The sequence below is a fragment of the Vibrio gigantis genome, from assembly GCF_024347515.1.
Taxonomy (GTDB): domain Bacteria; phylum Pseudomonadota; class Gammaproteobacteria; order Enterobacterales; family Vibrionaceae; genus Vibrio; species Vibrio gigantis.
On record NZ_AP025492.1, the window covers coordinates 1,224,141 to 1,240,273 of the forward strand.

Consider the following 16,133-nt stretch of genomic DNA (forward strand, 5'->3'; position numbering starts at 1 on the left):
CTAAAGCTCAGTGGGGACACTGAACTGACTTATGACATTTATAAGACGGTCTGCATTGCAGGCCGTTTTCTATTTGTGGAAAACCGACTTCTTCATTTCTCTAATGATCAGCTAAACGCCCAAATTCGCTACTCACCAAGTGTGTATATGTCTTTGAAATCACCCAAAGATCAAAGGCAATGATCTTTCCTTGGGTCGAAATGGACAAAAAAGGATCTATATTGATTTGGTTATCCACAGTTTCTGTGGATAACCTGTCTCAAATTCAGTGAGTAACCAGATCTAAGTGGGGTAGGGAGGTTATTTTGAAGGCTGTATTTGAGCGAGAACTCGTCCTTCTTTGGTTAGAGATGTCTTCAAAGATAGGTGTAATGCGAGAGCCAAAGAGCAGCTCATCATCACGAAAATCGCTAACATGATCATCAGTTGGTACTTAATCGCGATCATCGGCGAAGCTCCACCTAAGATCTGTCCCGTCATCATCCCTGGCAGCGTGACTAAGCCGGTAGTTGCCATAGAGGCCATAATCGGTGACATGGCTTTCTGTATTGCATTACGTACAAATGGTGCGGCTGCGTAACTCGGTGCTGCTCCTGAGGCGATTGCGGCCTCATATTCTGATTTCTGTGTTTCGAAAGCGCCAAACAAGTTCTGTAATGCCACTATATTGCTGCTTAAGCTATTACCTAATAACATCCCTGCGATTGGGATAAGGTACTGCGCGTTAAAAGCTGGTGTCGGTTTAATGATGAAAAAGCAGATAAACAAGACGATAGGTACACAAGTTACCGCAAGACTAACGGCGACAGGAGCCAAAAGTAGGTTTCTTGGCAGCCTAGATTTTTCAACAATCGAGCTTGCGCCGATGATAATCATCGCAAATAACCACAGTAAATTGACCCACAAACTATTCAAGGTGAACAAGTACTCTAGGTAAAGTCCAACTAGAAATAGCTGAATAACCATACGAATTATGCTGATAGAAGCTTCTTTGCCAAGACCGAGCTTTAACTTGTGATTGATGGTAATAGGCAGTAAGAGAAGTGAGCTGAATGCCAATAGCTGCCACCAGGATATATCAATAACGTCTTGCATAATGCTTCCTTTTAAGTAGGCCTCCATCTTATCTGAAAGTGTCAGATGGTGCATTTCAGCTTCAAAATCGCGATTCAAAAAATACTCAATTATTTAACAAACAAAATACAAAACATTGGTTGTTTGAAGCTTTTTTGGCTACTACTTAGTAGGTAAAAGGTTAAAAATAGTTACATCATGGTTGCATAAGTGTTGGCTTTTAACATTTGTGAAATATACTTAATTCTTCACATTTGTTAATACTTTTTAATAACTCTGTTTAACTGAAAACAAGTTTGGATGACCTCAAAAAAGTATTGATTAGCAAGGGTTATAACGGGAGATTTGATTGAACCCTACTTTGTGTATGGTCTAAAATTTGTTGTTAGATACTCAAGAACTTTAGCCCCTTAGAATGGGCTACTCGAAATTACTAAATACAAAATAGGCAAAATGTATGAGTGATGTTAATAAAATTGAAACTGGCGAAAAACGCTCGTTGGAGTGGAAATCTTTCCTCTTCATCGCGGTGGTTCTCTTTCCAATATTAAGTGTGGCTTTTGTAGGCGGTTACGGCTTCCTAGTTTGGGCACTACAAGTGTTTGTATTCGGACCTCCTGGTGCTCACGGCGGCATGTAATGCCCTCTAGTAACAACATTTTTTAAAATCAATATTTAAGAGAGCTAAACATGAAATCATTTTTAGTTAAATTATGGCGCACAATGACTCGCCCTGCGGTACACATCAGTCTTGGTGTACTAACTATGGGTGGCTTTATCGCCGGTGTTATTTTCTGGGGTGGTTTTAACACTGCTTTAGAACACACTAACACAGAAGAATTCTGTATCAGCTGTCACACCATGCGTGACAACGTATACGTAGAACTACAAGAGACTGTTCACTGGAAAAACACTTCTGGTGTACGTGCTACTTGTCCTGACTGTCACGTTCCACATGAATGGACAGCAAAAATCGCTCGTAAGATGCAAGCATCTAAAGAAGTATTCGCACAAGTATTTGGTGACCTAGATACACCTGAGAAATTCGAAGCTCGTCGTATTGAACTGGCTAAACACGAATGGGACCGTTTTTCTTCGAACAAATCTCTAGAGTGTAAAAACTGCCATAACTACGATTCAATGGATTTCGAAAACATGCGCCCAACAGCGCGTATCCAGATGAAGAACGCGGCAGAGCGTGATCAAAGCTGTGTTGACTGTCACAAAGGTATTGCTCACAACCTTCCATTAGATATGGAATCGGCAAGCGGCATTGTTGGCGAGCTAGAAAATGTTGCAAGTAGCACATCTTATGCTTCAGGTAATGATGTTATTTCAATCCGTCACCTTCCAATGTACACGGATGAAACAGCAACAGTTGAAGCAGGTCTACTAAGCCCTGCAAGTAAAGTTGCAGTTATCGATGAAAAAGGCGACATGATCAAGATTCAAATCGACGGTTGGCGTAAAGCGAAAGGCTTCGGACGTGTAATCCAAGAAGACTTCGGTATGAACATCTCGACTGCAATCTTGACGAAAGAAGTATCTCAAAGTGACGTAATCACTGTTGGTGAGAAGAAAGAAGATGAGCTAACAGGTCTTCCATGGGAAGAAGTTAACCTAGCACTTTGGATGAAGAAAGAGTCTATGGTTGATAACTTCGATCCAATCTGGAACGCAGCTGGTCAAGCGTACCAATCTAACTGTTCAACGTGTCACTCACAGCCAGATGAAGCTCACTTCAGCGCTAACGGTTGGGTAGGCATGCTAGATGGTATGATTGCATTCGTAAACTTCGATACAGATACAGAAGCACTGGTTCTTAAGTATCTACAGAAGCACTCATCAGATTTTTCTGAAGGCCATCACTAATAAGACGTCAATTGGAGTAACACAATGGCAATTACAAGAAGAAGTTTTCTGAAAGGTGTCGCGACTACAAGTGCGGCATCGGTTATCGGTCCAAGCTTATTGGCGTCGGCTTCAGCATCTGCTGCAGAAACAGACGGCGCGTGGAAAGTCTCTGGTTCTCACTGGGGTGCATTCCGAGCTCGTGTTTACGCGGGTAAAGTACAAGAAATTAAACCTCTTGAAATCGATCAGCACCCAACAGAGATGCTGAAAGGTATTAAAGGTATTATCTACAGCCCATCACGTGTGCGTTACCCAATGGTTCGCCTAGATTGGTTGAAGAAGCATAAATACAGCGCAGACACGCGTGGTAACAACCGCTTTATTCGTGTGACTTGGGATGAAGCACTTGACCTTGTTTACCGCGAGCTAGAGCGCGTACAGAAAGATTACGGTCCATGGGCACTTCACACAGGTCAAACTGGTTGGAGACAAACAGGTCAGTTCCATAGCTGTACGAACCACATGCAACGTGCAATGGCACTTCATGGTTACTCTGTGAAGAAAATCGGTGACTACTCAACAGGTGCTGGTCAAACGATCATGCCTTACGTGCTAGGTTCTACTGAAGTTTACGCACAAGGTACATCTTGGGAACTGATCCTAGAAAACAGTGACAACATTGTTCTTTGGGGTAACGATCCTGTTAAAAACCTTCAAGTAGGTTGGACGTGTGAGACTCACGAGTCGTTTGCATACCTAGAACAGCTGAAAGAAAAAGTTGCTAAGAAAGAGATCAACGTTGTTTCTGTTGACCCTGTTAAGAATAAAACAGGTCGTTACCTAGAAAATGAGCAAATGTACATCAACCCACAAACTGATGTGGCGTTCATGCTTGGTGTTGCTCACGTTCTTTACAATGAAGGTCTGTACGACAAGAAGTTCATCGAAACTTACTGTCTAGGTTTTGAAGACTTCATCAAGTACGTTCAAGGTGAAACGAAAGACAAAGTTGAGAAGACTCCTGAATGGGCCTCTGCTATTTGTGGTGCAAGCGCGGACTCTATCCGTGACTTCGCTAAGATGCTAGTCAACGGTCGTACACAAATTCTTGTGGGTTGGAGTATCCAACGTCAAGAGCACGGTGAACAGCCTTACTGGATGTGTGCAGTTATCGCAGCAATGGTTGGCCAAATTGGTCTACCTGGCGGTGGTATCTCTTACGGTCACCACTACTCAGGTATCGGTGTATCTTCAACTGGCTTCGCTGCTCCGGGTTCATTCCCGCTGAACATCGACCAAGGTCAATCACCTAAGTACACCAACACAGACTACAACGGTTACAGCCGCGTAATTCCTGTTGCTCGTTGGGTTGATAGCTTGCTAGAACCTGGTAAGAAGATCAAAGCTAACGGTTCAACGGTTACCCTACCTGACATCAAGATGATGGTATTCAGTGGTAACAACCCGTGGCACCACCACCAAGATCGCAACAAGATGCGTAAAGCATTCAAGAGCCTACAAACTGTAGTGGCTGTTGATTTCGCTTGGACTGCAACTTGTCGTCACTCTGACATCGTGCTACCAGCATGTACTCAGTGGGAACGTAACGATATCGATGGTTACGGCGCATACTCTGGCCGTGGTTTGATCGCGATGCACAAACTAGTGGATCCTCTGTTCCAGTCTAAGACTGACTTTGAGATCATGTCTAGCCTAACCAAGCGTTGGGGTCGTTACGACGATTACACGCGTGGTATGGACGAAATGCAGTGGGTTAAATCTCTGTACGACGAATGTCGCGCAGCAAACGAAGGCAGCTTCGAAATGCCTGAGTTTGCTGAGTTCTGGGAAAAAGGTTTCCTAGACTTCGGTAAAGGTAAGCCATGGACTCGTCACGCTTCATTCCGTGAAGATCCAGAGATCAACGCACTAGGTACACCTTCTGGTTTCATCGAAATCACAAGCCGTACTGTTGGCAACATGGGCTACGAGCACTGTCAAGAACACCCAATGTGGTTCGAGAAATCTGAACGTTCACACGGTGGTCCAGGCTCTGATAAACACCCGTACTGGCTACAATCTTGTCACCCAGACAAGCGTCTTCACTCTCAGATGTGTGAATCTGAAGAGTGGCGTGCGACTTACGCGGTGCAAGGTCGTGAGCCAATCTACATCAACCCAGTTGATGCTAAGAAGAAAGGCATTAAAGACGGTGACGTAGTACGTGTGTTCAACGACCGTGGTCAACTACTAGCAGGTGCTGTTCTAATGGATAGCTACGCTCCTGGTGTTGTACGTATCGAAGAAGGTGCTTGGTACGGTCCGATCAACGAGAAAGTGGGCGCGCTAGATACATACGGCGATCCAAACACATTGACTCAAGACATCGGTACTTCTGAGCTAGCTCAAGCGACGTCAGCAAACACATGTTTGGTAGACTTCGAGAAGTTCCAAGGCAAACTGCCTCCAGTAACTTCATTCGGCGGTCCAATCGAAGTATCTTAAGTTTCGACTTAAGTTCTGAGACTAACGTTTAAATTGAAGCCCCTGTAAGTACTTTTACAGGGGCTTTTTGTATTTTAGCTCTCTAGCTTTGTATTTACTGTAAAGCATCGGTGTAGCGCGTTTAGAAGCGTATTGAGAGGTGAGGGGGGGGTAGAGTGTGTCCTCAAATAAGAGCAGCTGTAAGTGGTGACTCGCTCGATAAAATATCAGTGACCCGTCCTGATATGGGTTGACACTTGATTGACTAAAACGCTCGATGTATTTCATCGGGCGTTTTGTATTTTAGAGCCGTGTGAGGCCTATATTCATTATAGATTTTTACTGATTCAGCGACCATTTTCTTTGCTTCATCTAAATCATTAGGTTTATTCAACAGATACTCCATCTTCAGTATTCCGTTGATCCTCTCTGCCAACGCATTCTGATAACAGTCATAGCCATCAGTCATTGAGCAAAATACACCATACTGTCGATGCAACTCTTGGTATTCAACAGAGCAGTACTGAACACCTCGATCTGAGTGATGGACAAGCTCACCTGTATTCTTCCGCTCTTTCAACGCGTTTAAAAAGGCCTGCTTGACCGTGCGAGCTTTCATATCATCACTTATGTGATAGCCCACGATTTTTCTTGAGTAAGCGTCCGTCACTAAACTGAGATACGTACTACCACGCCGCGTTGCTAGATAAGTAATATCGGCAACCCATAATTGCTCTGGTCCTTCCGGTATTAAGCCTTCTTTGATTCGATTTGGATGGCAGTAAAAGCGATGATTACTGTTTGTGGTTCGATGGTAAGCCCTTCGATTCTGTACTAATAATCGATTCATTCTCAGCAGAGAGAATAAGCGGTCTCGCCCGATTTCAATATCGTTCTGAGCAAGTAAATACTTGATCTTACGAGTCCCTATACGAGGGTGCATCATCCTTTGCTCCTTCACAAAACCGAGTACAGATTCATCTTTCTTTGTCTGATGAATTTCGGCAACACAGCGTTTGTAGAAAGCTTGTCTTGTAATACCTATGAAGTGACAAGCTTTAGTAACGGTCAACTTTCTGACCGTTTTTTCCTTAATAACTCGGCCTTGCGCTTCTTTGAGATTCGGACTCCGAAATCTCGATCCATGACTTTTACAACCGCTTCAAAGAACTCAGCTTTGAGCTGAGTTTCTTCTAATTGCTGCTCGAGTTCTTTGATTCGTTGCTCTGGGGTTTGAGTTGAGGAAGAGTTTGACATAGTCGCTCCTAACGCTCTCGATTGTTCTATTCCTTTAGACCAATCTAGTTGACCATGTTTGCGAAGCCAAACTAAAACGGTAGAGCGACCTTGGATCCCATAACGTTCTTGAGCTTGCTTATAAGTCATTTCGCCTTTTTCAACTTGGCTTACGACTGCCAATTTAAAGGCAAGAGAATAATCTCGTTGAGTACGTCTACTTGTTGTTTTCATGACACTCTCCAATTTCATGTTGGAAATGTGTCAACCATATTTAGGACGGTACACAGAAAGCAAAAAGGCCGATACAAAGTACCAGCCTATTAGAAACCTATGGAGTTAAGCTAAATCTTGAACAAAAACTTGAGCCTTGAATAGAAACTTAAGCCTACAGTTCGAACATGAACCAATAACCGTATGCACAAATCAAAGCGGGCACACTCGAATACAAGGTCGCAACAATCGCTGCTTTCGGTGCCATGGCAATGGCAGGGAATAGTGCGTCACCATCATTTGAAATTGCGTTACCTACCTGAGCCGAAAGTGGTAGTGCGCCTGAAAGGTATAAGCTAGTGACCAATAATTGCGGCCCACAGCCCGGTAGCAAACCCATCAGGACCCCAGCCAGGGGGAGCATGATTCCCCAGCTTGAGAACAGCGTCGCAAAATCGACATTTGCTATCACAGAACCAAATTCAAAAAACAGAAAAGCAACCACAACCCAAGCCGTAACAAAATTCGTATCCTGAGCGGTTTTTTGTAGTGGGTGAGAGCCTACACATTTCTCATCTTCACTTACGGCCGATTTATAGTCTTTAATCTCTCGCGTTAGACCCCATAAAAACATGGAGCTAATCAACAAAATAGCACCAACCCATTCCATTGACATGTCAGGTAAAGCGAACAGTTGATTAACATCGACTTGAAATGATCCAAGCAAGGCAACCGCCGCACCCGGAATAATCAATACAGACCAAAGATAACCCTGTAGATTGATCGCTTTTTTAGAAACCGCTTCTTTGTTTTGAGATTGGGAAGCGCAGCTGTTGCTGGCTTCACTTTTCTCTGCTTGTTTCGGACGTAAAAAGTCGTCTGCGTGGAATAGGTTAATGATTCGGCCTGACGCGGTACCGACGATGACACCCATCGCCATCATAGCGAGGCCTGTTTTTGGTTCGCTGGCGATGAGTAGAAAGGCCGCATCTCCCATAGTGGACACCAATACGGCAACAACAGCACCGAAACCGAGCTTGCCCGAGATGAACTGTGTGGTCACCACTATCGCACCACCACAACCTGGTAGGGCCCCCATTAAGGCTGCAAATACGACTTGGTTAGAACGAGACTGGTGAACAAGTTTGCTGAATACGTTGTCCTTATTAATGTAAAGACTCAGCCAGTGGTAGACCGCTAAGGTTAAAGCGACATAACAAGACACGGCCCAGAAGGCATCTGACAAGGTGGTTACCGTTAATTCTCGTGTGGCAGGAGCGGCTACTAAAGCTGCAAGTGAGATAGGTAAAAGCAGGCGCTTAAATGACAATGAAAACTGAGTTGTTTTCGCAGCGCTACTGCTTGGCAAAAAAGAGATTAGTCGATCCATAGGTGTTACTCAAAATTAGTGGCTTAAGATAAATATATACGAATGATAATAATTATCAATTGCATTTGTTGTTTTTTTATCTATTGTTACTATTGGCTAAACCCACGAAACATGACCAATCTAAAAAAATGAGGTAAAGTATGGTTAATAAAGAGGGGCTCTAAAGGTAGAGTCATAATTGTTAGTGTAATAGGAAGAAACATGATTTTAGTTGTTGGTCACAAAAACCCTGATAGTGACAGTATTTGTAGTGCGTTAGTTGCAACAGAGCTTCTTAAAGCTCGTGGCGAGGAAGCGACACCAATTCGCCAAGGCGAGATCAACCGCGAAACTCAACACATTCTTGAAGTTGCTGGTGCAGAAATGCCAGAGCTTCGTACTTCTGTTGCTGGTGAGAAAATCTGGCTAGTAGACTACTCAGACCTAGCACAAGCACCAGATGATGTTACTGATGCAGAGATCGTAGGTATTGTCGATCACCACCGTCTAGGTGACGTGATGACAGTAAACCCAATGGAAGCTTGGATCTGGCCTGTTGGTTGTACAAACACTGTACTTTTCAACATGTTCAAGATTGAAGGTCACGCTATCTCTCAACAAATCGCTAAACTAATGATGTCTGCAATTCTTTCAGACACAGTTGGTTTCGCATCTCCAACATGTACTCAAAAAGACAAAGACGCAGTTGCTGAGCTTGCTGAAATTGCTGGCGTAACTGACGTTGATGCATTCATCAAAGCACTTCTAATCGCTAAGACAAACATCGAAGGCCTATCTGCTGCACAGCTAGTAGAAAAAGACCTTAAAGGTTACCCATTCAACGGTCGTGATGTTGTTGTTGGTCAAGTTGAACTTGCGACTCTTGAGCAAGTAGACGGCATGATCGAAGCTCTAGAAGCTGATCTTGAAGAGCGTTGTGAGAAAGACGGTCTAGCATTTGCTGCGGTAATGCTAACTGACATCACTACTGCACAAACTCGCCTTCTTTATAAAGGTGAGTGGGCTGAGAAATTGGTTAAGCACGAGAAAGACGGCGTATTGATGATGGAAAATACACTAAGCCGTAAGAAGCAAGGCTGGCCTTGGCTACAAGGTGAGCTTGTTTAATCAAGTCACTTAAATAATAAACGCCTGCTTATTTAGCAGGCGTTTTTCTTTGAAGCAGACTTTCTTCTTCATTGATAATGTTTGCAGTTAAAAACACTCGGCATAAAATAGTTTTAAGAACAAAGTTACTGACTAAAGTGGGAAATTAAGATGACTACACAGCTAGACGATAAAAAAATCGCTGAAATCAACAAGTATACGGGCGAGCAACGCCTGAAATACTGTGTGAAAGAAATCGTAGCAAACCGTGAAGTATGGATCTTAACCGATGAACACGGTTGTGTAATGCTAAACACAGAAGACGAAGATTGTGTTCCAGTATGGCCAAATCAAGAGTTCGCGGAGTCGTGGGCAACGGGTGATTGGTCTGAGTGTAAAGCTGAGTCTATCTCATTAAACAAATGGCACAGTCGCTGGACTAACGGTCTAGAAGACGACGAGCTTGCTATCGTTGTATTCCCGAACGAGCAAGAAGAAGGCGTTATCTTGTTCCCGGATGAGTTCGATTTCGAATTGAAAAAGCAGGCTGCTAAGCGCTAGTTTTTTCTCAATACAGTAACACCGTAAGCCAGCGTTGCCTTTGTTAGGCAGCGCTATCATTTAATTACCCCATCTAAGCTGTTTCTAACGTATTTTCGTTAGTACCCAATCAACTGATACAAAGGCGCTTGCTGTGCGACCTTTGCAGCTTGTTGAAGCACGCCTGTTTTGCTGTATCTCTTCAGTAACTTTCGAACAATAGGTTTTACTTTAGATTTGGTCATTCCAGCTTTCAATTCTGGTTCATACAGTAGTTGGAGTAGTACCACATCTAAGGGGGATAACAAGTCTTCTGGCGTGTGGTCATTGAAAATAGAAGGGTAGGCTTTATCTGAATCATTCGGCAGGCCTAGAACCTGTGTGATCTCTTCTACGATGCATGCGACTAGCTTACCTCGTGACCTAGCCAGATCAACGGGAATCACAATCCCAGCATACACAATCTCACCTTTAGAATTGGTTCGATAACCCGCGGTGCAGATAGCGTTATTTAAATGCTGAGTTGACTTGAGTTTGAGTACCGATTTCGCCTCAGGTACCCACTGATTCTGTCTTGTGTATATCCACTTAACGTTCGCTTCGGACTCTTTACTGACGATTCTTATCGGGTGTTGGGTTACTTCAGATAATTGTTGGACATGAAGCTCTGTGAGCTCTTGATGCAGCTTCTCATCGCCGACACGGTGATCGATCCAAATCTTGATAGGTTGTTTCCATTTGGCGAGTGGTTTATTACCTTGGGAGTATTCGTGTTGAAGTGCCACGTTGTAGAAGGCTGTTTCAACGAACGTCTTGTCTAACCAAGTGAGTGGCGTACTTGCGACACTAAATGAAATAACCGCAAGCAAGAGGGGCAGCGTTGAAGCTTTTGTTAGCATGCGTTACCCCCTAGTGGTGAGTGAAAAAGCGGAAACAGCCTAGTGGTTTGGCGCTTTGGAGAAATGGCTCTCAACCAATCTTTGGGTGATTTGGTGAGTTGGGTTGGTCAGCACTTCATCCGTTTCACCACTCTCAACCACATTACCTTCGTGCATCACGATGATCTTATCGGTGATGTGCTTAACAATACCGAGGTGTTGGGATACGTAAACGAACGATACGCCCATCTCTTCTTGCAGCTCTAAGAACAGGTTGATGATCTGAGAACGCATTGCCATATCCAAACCATTCAACGCTTCATCAGCAACGATGATCGATGGTTGAAGTATCAAGGCACGAGCCAAACAAACCCTCTGTTTCTGGCCTGCAGCGAGCATCTGAGGGTAGAAGTAAGCATGCTCCGGTAAAAGGCCTACGCGCAGCAGTGTGTCTTTCACGCGACGCATACGAGCTTCTGGTGGCATGTTAGTGTTTCGCTTTAATGGACCTTCAAGAATTCGACCTATCTGAATGCGTGGGTTAAGCGAGGTATTCGGATCTTGGAAGATCATTCGAATCAGCTTACACCGAGTCGAGTAGTCCTTGTGTTCTAGCTTTTCGCCGTTGACACGAATCTCGCCCGCAGTCGGCTCCACCATACCTGCTAGCATTCTTGCTAATGTTGATTTCCCAGAACCATTTTGGCCGATAAAACCAATAGTTTGGCCTGCTTCAAGGGAAAAGCTTACCGGCTTTACGGCTTGATGAATCTTTTTACGGAAAAGACCAGAGCGAGTCGTAAAGTCTTTAGACAAATCACTGACTTCTAATAATGCACTCATGATTTCTTTTTCTTCTCCATATTCAGAGGGAAGTGACAGTTAAACTTATGGTTTTTGATTCGCTTAGTATGTGGAATTTCCACACACTGTCTTTGCGCGTATGGGCAGCGAGGCCCTAATCGACAACCGATAGGAAGATGTTGTAGTGGGGGGATAGACCCTGGCAGCGACTGTAGCTTCTCTTTATGTGGAATCCAGTCGTTAAAATCTGGCATCGCTTTCAATAGAGCGACCGTATAAGGGTGCTTTGGTGCATCCAAAAGTTTCTGAGTGTCGGCAGATTCAACGGATTGACCGCAGTACATAACGGTGATGCGTGTTGCCCATTGTGTGATTGTTGTTAAGTCATGGCCGATCAACACAATGGTGGTGTTATGAAGCTGGTTCATTCTACTCAACAAGCGCAATATTTGTGATTGAGTGATCGGGTCTAAATCGTTGGTTGGCTCGTCAGCGATCAACACCTTCGGTTTGGCTGCGATTGCCATCGCGATCATCACTTTTTGGCACTCACCATCGGTCAGTTCATAAGAGTAACTGTCCATTAGACGAGAGTGGTCTTTGATACCGACTTTGTGTAACAACGCTATCGCTTGCTTCTTACGCCACTTAAATCGTTGCCACCAACGACCTTCAAACGCATGGGAAGGGATCGCTTCAATTAGCTGGTTGCCTACTTTTTCAGAAGGGTCAAGACAGGTTGATGGTTCTTGGAATATCATCGCGATATCGCGTGCGATCACTCGGCGTCTTTCTTTCGGCGTCAGTTGCAGTAGGTCGATATTACCTAAGCGCATTCGGTCTGCAGAAACCTTCCAGTTTTCTTTACAGACACCGACGATCGCCTTTGCAACCAAGCTCTTACCTGAGCCTGATTCGCCTACTAAGCCACGAATTTCCCCTTCATTGAGGGTAATACTCATTCGATCTACGGCTTTAACCATCCCTTGAGGGGTCTCAATCTCGATGGTTAGATGTCGAATATCAAGTAACGGCATTATTCGATTCCTGCATTTAGCGCTTGGCGAACACCTTCACCGACGAGGTTAATCACGATAACTGTAAACATAATAGCTAAGCCGGGTAGGGTTACTGTCCATGGCGCAAGGTAAATCAGTTCGACCGAATCACCCAAGATTGAGCCCCATTCCGTACTAGGTGCTTGAGCGCCAAGTCCTAGGAAGCCCAAGGCCGTGATATCAAGAATCGCGACTGATAGAGCCAGCGTAATTTCAAGTGCAACCACAGTCAGAATATTGGGAAGGATTGAATTCCATAGTAGGTAGAAATCGTTCGCACCATCAAGGCGAGAAGCCAGAATATAGTCCTTTTCTACTTCAGCATGCACGGCAATGTATACCGAGCGAATAAAACGCGGGATCAGTGCCAAGCATAACGCAAGCAAGATATTAAACTCACCAAAGCCTAGGAATGCCACGAAGATAATCGCCAACAGAAGAGATGGAATTGACATAACGGTATCAAGCAGGTGGTTTAGTGTGCTGGATAGCAATCCACGAGTCATCCCTGCAAGTACGCCAATCAGACAACCAATGACTGCTGCGATAAAGGTAATCACAACCGCGGCGCCGAAAGTAAGCTGAGAGCCTATGATCAGACGAGAAAGAATGTCTCGCCCTAAGTCATCAGTACCTAGAAAGTATTCAACCGTCCCCGCAGGATCCCAAGACGGAGGGGTTAGAAGGTGGCCGGTTTGTTCTTGAGCATCATGCGGGGCTAGCCATGGTGAAGTAACGGTAACCAGAATAATAAGGACCAAACACCACAAGCCAAACATAGCCAGATTATTGCTACGGAAGCTACGCCAGAACCGCTCGAACTGGGTTGGAATTTGTTCTTCTTGGTAGACGTTATTTGTTAGCATACCATTCCTTCCTTACCAGTGGGTTGATCATCGCGCCCAGTAGATCGGACAAAATGTTTGCGGTCAAAACTAAGGTTGCCACCACAATCACGCCTGCTTGAATAGAAACGTAATCTTGATTCGATAATGCATCCAATAACCAGCGACCAATGCCCGGCCAGTTAAAGATAGACTCAGTAATAATAGCAAGCGTTAACATACTCGATAGTTGAACACCGACCTTAGGAATAATCGGAGGTATCGCGTTTCTTAGCACGTGCTGCGTGATGATCTCTCTCGTAGAAAGACCTTTAATTCGTGCAGCTCGGATGTAGTTTTGCGTCATTACTTCAGCCACTGACGCTCTCATCAATCGAATGACCTGAGTCGTTGGGGCCAGCGCTAAAACAAGACAAGGCAATGCCATGTGCTCGATAACACTTTGTAGTGCATGTGCACGGTAGCGCCCCTCGGCAAAAAAGGCGTCAATCATCGCGAAGCCAGTCACGTGTTCAATCTCGTAAAGTAGGTCGTATCGGCCACCAACTGGGAACATTTCAAAGTGCAGTGAAAACACCATGATCATCAGTAACGCGACCCAAAATATAGGTGCCGAGTAGCCCGCCATAGAGGTAAAGGAGATAGTCGTATCGACAAACTTACCCTGCCTCATGCCTGCTATTGTGCCGAAAGGGATACCGATGAAGAGTGCCAACACAAAGGCAAAGAAGCACAGTTCTAGCGTTGCAGGGAATACAACGACCAACTCATCGATGATAGGCACGCCGTGTTTGCTTAGGCCAAAGTTCAGCGTCGATAATTCAGTGATATAGCTAATCCAACCGGGCCAGAAATCTTGGATAGCCCAAGGCGAAGTTTGGTCGAGTCGAAGCAATGAGAAACCAACCAAAGTCAGAATCGCTAGCGTAATAACGAATAAGTTTACACGTCTTAATGTATACCAAAACATTACTGCACCTCTCTTCTGACTTGATCAAAAGGTTGGGCATTGAAAGGGCTCTGTTTAAAACCGGTTAGCGAACGATCGTGCACGCGGAATTGCACACCATGGGCTAAAGGAATCACAGGAACTTCTTCATTAAGAATGTTTTGGGCTTGTCGGTACAAGTTCACACGGTGCCTTTGTTGATTGATCTCTAATGCTAGGTCGAGAAGGAAATCAAAGTCTGAATTACACCACATCGAGACGTTTAACCCAGCACGTTCAGAGCTACATGAAAGAAGTGGGCGTAAGAAGTTGTCTGGATCACCGGTATTACCTATCCAACCTGTAAGTAACAAGTCTGTTGAAGAAATAGAGGACAGTTGTGTGCGGTCAAATCGGTCGTCGGTATAGAGTTTTAATTCAATACCTATATCTGCTAAGTTTGCTTGGATCAGCTCTGCCGTTTTTCTGGGACTTGGATTGTATGCGCGTGGCTCTAGAGGCACCCACATCGAGAGCTCTAAACCAGGCTCTACACCGGCTTCTTTGAGAAGCGCAATAGCATAGTTTCGGTCGTAGCGCACTTGAACACTGTCTTTTTGGTATGCCCAAGAAGTAGGAGGAAGCAACGTGTAAGCTTTGGTTCCTGTACCGTAATACACAGAATCAAGAATGTTTTGACGGTTGATGGCTAAGTTGAGCGCTTTACGAACTCTAGAGTCACGCAGTGCAGGGTGCTCAGTATTCAGTGCGATGAAAGAGACATTAACCGCTGGTGTGGCAGATATCTTCAGTTCTTCATGTGCCTGAATAATAGGGATCTGACTAGAAATCGGTGAATTCAGTACGTCACACTCACTGCGTAGGAGCTTAGCAAGTGTGCCTGTTCCGCGTTGTGAAGTATCAAACACAACTTGGTCCATTTGTACTTCACCCTTCCAATAGTGCTTGTTCTTTTTCAAGCGAACTAGGTCGTTGATTTGGTATTCATCTAAGTAGAAAGGGCCAGTGCCAACTGGATTGGAATCGATTAGATTTTTCTCATCCGCGGCAATTAGCTTGTTGGCATACTCTTTAGAATGAATGACCGCATAGCTGGTGGCGATATTATTGAGAAATGAATTGTCAGGACGACTTAATTGGAATTTTACGGTTAGATCATCGACCGCTGTAATATCAACAATCAGGTTTTGAAAATCGATGCCAGCAAACCATGGATATAAACCGCCACCCACATAATGGAATGGGTTTGAGCTATCAATGACACGTTCAAAGCTAAACACGACATCCTGTGCATTCATGCTACGAGTTGGTGTGAACCAGTCTGTAGTTTGGAACGCAACATTTGGGCGCAGTTTGAAAGTGTACTCTGTACCTGATTTATCAACAGACCAACTTGTCGCTAAGTTCTGTTTTGGTCGGTAAGTCATTGGATCAAGAGTGAGCAGTGTATCGAAGATTTGAGGGCTCAGCGATTCTGCGGTAATACCACTATCAACCAACTGTGGATTGAAGGTACTAGGGTTACCTTGGCCGCAATAAATGAAGCCTTTTTCACGGATTTGCTCGTGATTCACACTCTCACCACATCCAGCTAGAAAGCTCAGCGTACAGATGCTCAGTGATAGTCTTATTAGTGCTTTCATAAAGAGAAATACTTTTCGAAACGAGGCGTTAGAGGAGCCTCAAGATCCGGACAATTTAACATTTTATTTATTCGGCTCC

The 16,133-nt window shown here is 44.5% G+C and carries 14 protein-coding genes; 5 read left to right on the forward strand and 9 right to left on the reverse strand.

The window, feature by feature from the left end; genetic code table 11:
- Positions 1–300: 300 nt before the first annotated feature.
- A complete protein-coding gene (locus OCV56_RS05575) occupies positions 301–1,095 on the reverse strand; it encodes an ABC transporter permease (RefSeq protein WP_086712162.1) in 795 nt (264 codons plus the stop codon).
- Positions 1,096–1,531: 436 nt separating this feature from the next.
- Here OCV56_RS05575 and torE point away from each other — a divergent pair, with 436 nt between their 5' ends.
- Genes torE through torA form a run of 3 tightly spaced genes read left to right on the forward strand, consistent with a single transcriptional unit; the run spans position 1,532 to position 5,433 of the window.
- Positions 1,532–1,714, forward strand: coding sequence for a trimethylamine N-oxide reductase system protein TorE (gene torE / locus OCV56_RS05580; protein ID WP_008222628.1), 183 nt, complete (start codon positions 1,532–1,534; stop codon positions 1,712–1,714).
- A gap of 50 nt (positions 1,715–1,764) precedes the next feature.
- Positions 1,765–2,946, forward strand: a complete 1,182-nt coding sequence (gene torC, locus OCV56_RS05585) for a pentaheme c-type cytochrome TorC (protein WP_086712161.1) — start codon at positions 1,765–1,767, stop codon at positions 2,944–2,946.
- 24 nt (positions 2,947–2,970) lie between these two features.
- The gene (gene torA, locus OCV56_RS05590; RefSeq protein ID WP_086712160.1) at positions 2,971–5,433 is read left to right on the forward strand and encodes a trimethylamine-N-oxide reductase TorA; all 2,463 of its coding nucleotides are present in this window, start codon (positions 2,971–2,973) and stop codon (positions 5,431–5,433) included.
- A 244-nt stretch (positions 5,434–5,677) separates the two neighbouring features.
- Here the strand turns inward: torA and OCV56_RS05595 are convergent.
- Both OCV56_RS05595 and OCV56_RS05600 read right to left on the reverse strand, forming a co-directional pair.
- A protein-coding gene (locus tag OCV56_RS05595) for an IS3 family transposase (RefSeq protein WP_261901407.1) occupies positions 5,678–6,882 on the reverse strand; the annotation gives its coding sequence in 2 pieces (ribosomal slippage) (positions 5,678–6,495 and positions 6,495–6,882; 1,206 coding nt in all).
- A 154-nt stretch (positions 6,883–7,036) separates the two neighbouring features.
- Entirely contained in the window at positions 7,037–8,251 is a 1,215-nt protein-coding gene (locus OCV56_RS05600; RefSeq protein ID WP_086713019.1) for a putative manganese transporter, read from the reverse strand.
- A 201-nt stretch (positions 8,252–8,452) separates the two neighbouring features.
- Here OCV56_RS05600 and OCV56_RS05605 point away from each other — a divergent pair, with 201 nt between their 5' ends.
- Positions 8,453–9,358, forward strand: a complete 906-nt coding sequence (locus tag OCV56_RS05605) for a manganese-dependent inorganic pyrophosphatase (protein ID WP_086713020.1) — start codon at positions 8,453–8,455, stop codon at positions 9,356–9,358.
- 150 nt (positions 9,359–9,508) lie between these two features.
- On the forward strand, positions 9,509–9,898 hold the full coding sequence (locus tag OCV56_RS05610) for a DUF2750 domain-containing protein (RefSeq protein ID WP_086713021.1): 390 nt from the start codon (positions 9,509–9,511) through the stop codon (positions 9,896–9,898).
- Between the two features lie 98 nt (positions 9,899–9,996).
- Here OCV56_RS05610 and OCV56_RS05615 read toward each other — a convergent pair whose 3' ends face one another.
- The 6 genes from OCV56_RS05615 to sapA are packed head-to-tail and all read right to left on the reverse strand — an operon-like array spanning position 9,997 to position 16,054.
- Positions 9,997–10,776, reverse strand: a complete 780-nt coding sequence (locus OCV56_RS05615) for a DUF2927 domain-containing protein (RefSeq protein ID WP_086713022.1) — start codon at positions 10,774–10,776, stop codon at positions 9,997–9,999.
- Positions 10,777–10,815: 39 nt separating this feature from the next.
- The gene (locus tag OCV56_RS05620; protein ID WP_086713023.1) at positions 10,816–11,598 is read right to left on the reverse strand and encodes a peptide ABC transporter ATP-binding protein; all 783 of its coding nucleotides are present in this window, start codon (positions 11,596–11,598) and stop codon (positions 10,816–10,818) included.
- Positions 11,595–12,596 carry a peptide ABC transporter ATP-binding protein gene (locus OCV56_RS05625; RefSeq protein ID WP_086713024.1) on the reverse strand — a complete coding sequence of 334 codons (1,002 nt, stop codon included), beginning with the start codon at positions 12,594–12,596 and terminating at the stop codon, positions 11,595–11,597. Before OCV56_RS05625 ends, OCV56_RS05620 begins: the two co-directional genes overlap by 4 nt.
- Positions 12,596–13,483 (reverse strand): putrescine export ABC transporter permease SapC, encoded by an 888-nt coding sequence (gene sapC / locus OCV56_RS05630; RefSeq protein ID WP_060982811.1) that lies wholly within the window; start codon positions 13,481–13,483, stop codon positions 12,596–12,598. Before sapC ends, OCV56_RS05625 begins: the two co-directional genes overlap by 1 nt.
- Positions 13,470–14,432, reverse strand: coding sequence for an ABC transporter permease (locus OCV56_RS05635; RefSeq protein WP_086713025.1), 963 nt, complete (start codon positions 14,430–14,432; stop codon positions 13,470–13,472). The genes sapC and OCV56_RS05635 overlap by 14 nt, the downstream gene beginning before the upstream one ends.
- Positions 14,432–16,054 (reverse strand): ABC transporter substrate-binding protein SapA, encoded by a 1,623-nt coding sequence (sapA, locus tag OCV56_RS05640; protein WP_086713026.1) that lies wholly within the window; start codon positions 16,052–16,054, stop codon positions 14,432–14,434. The genes OCV56_RS05635 and sapA overlap by 1 nt, the downstream gene beginning before the upstream one ends.
- Positions 16,055–16,133 lie beyond the last annotated feature (79 nt).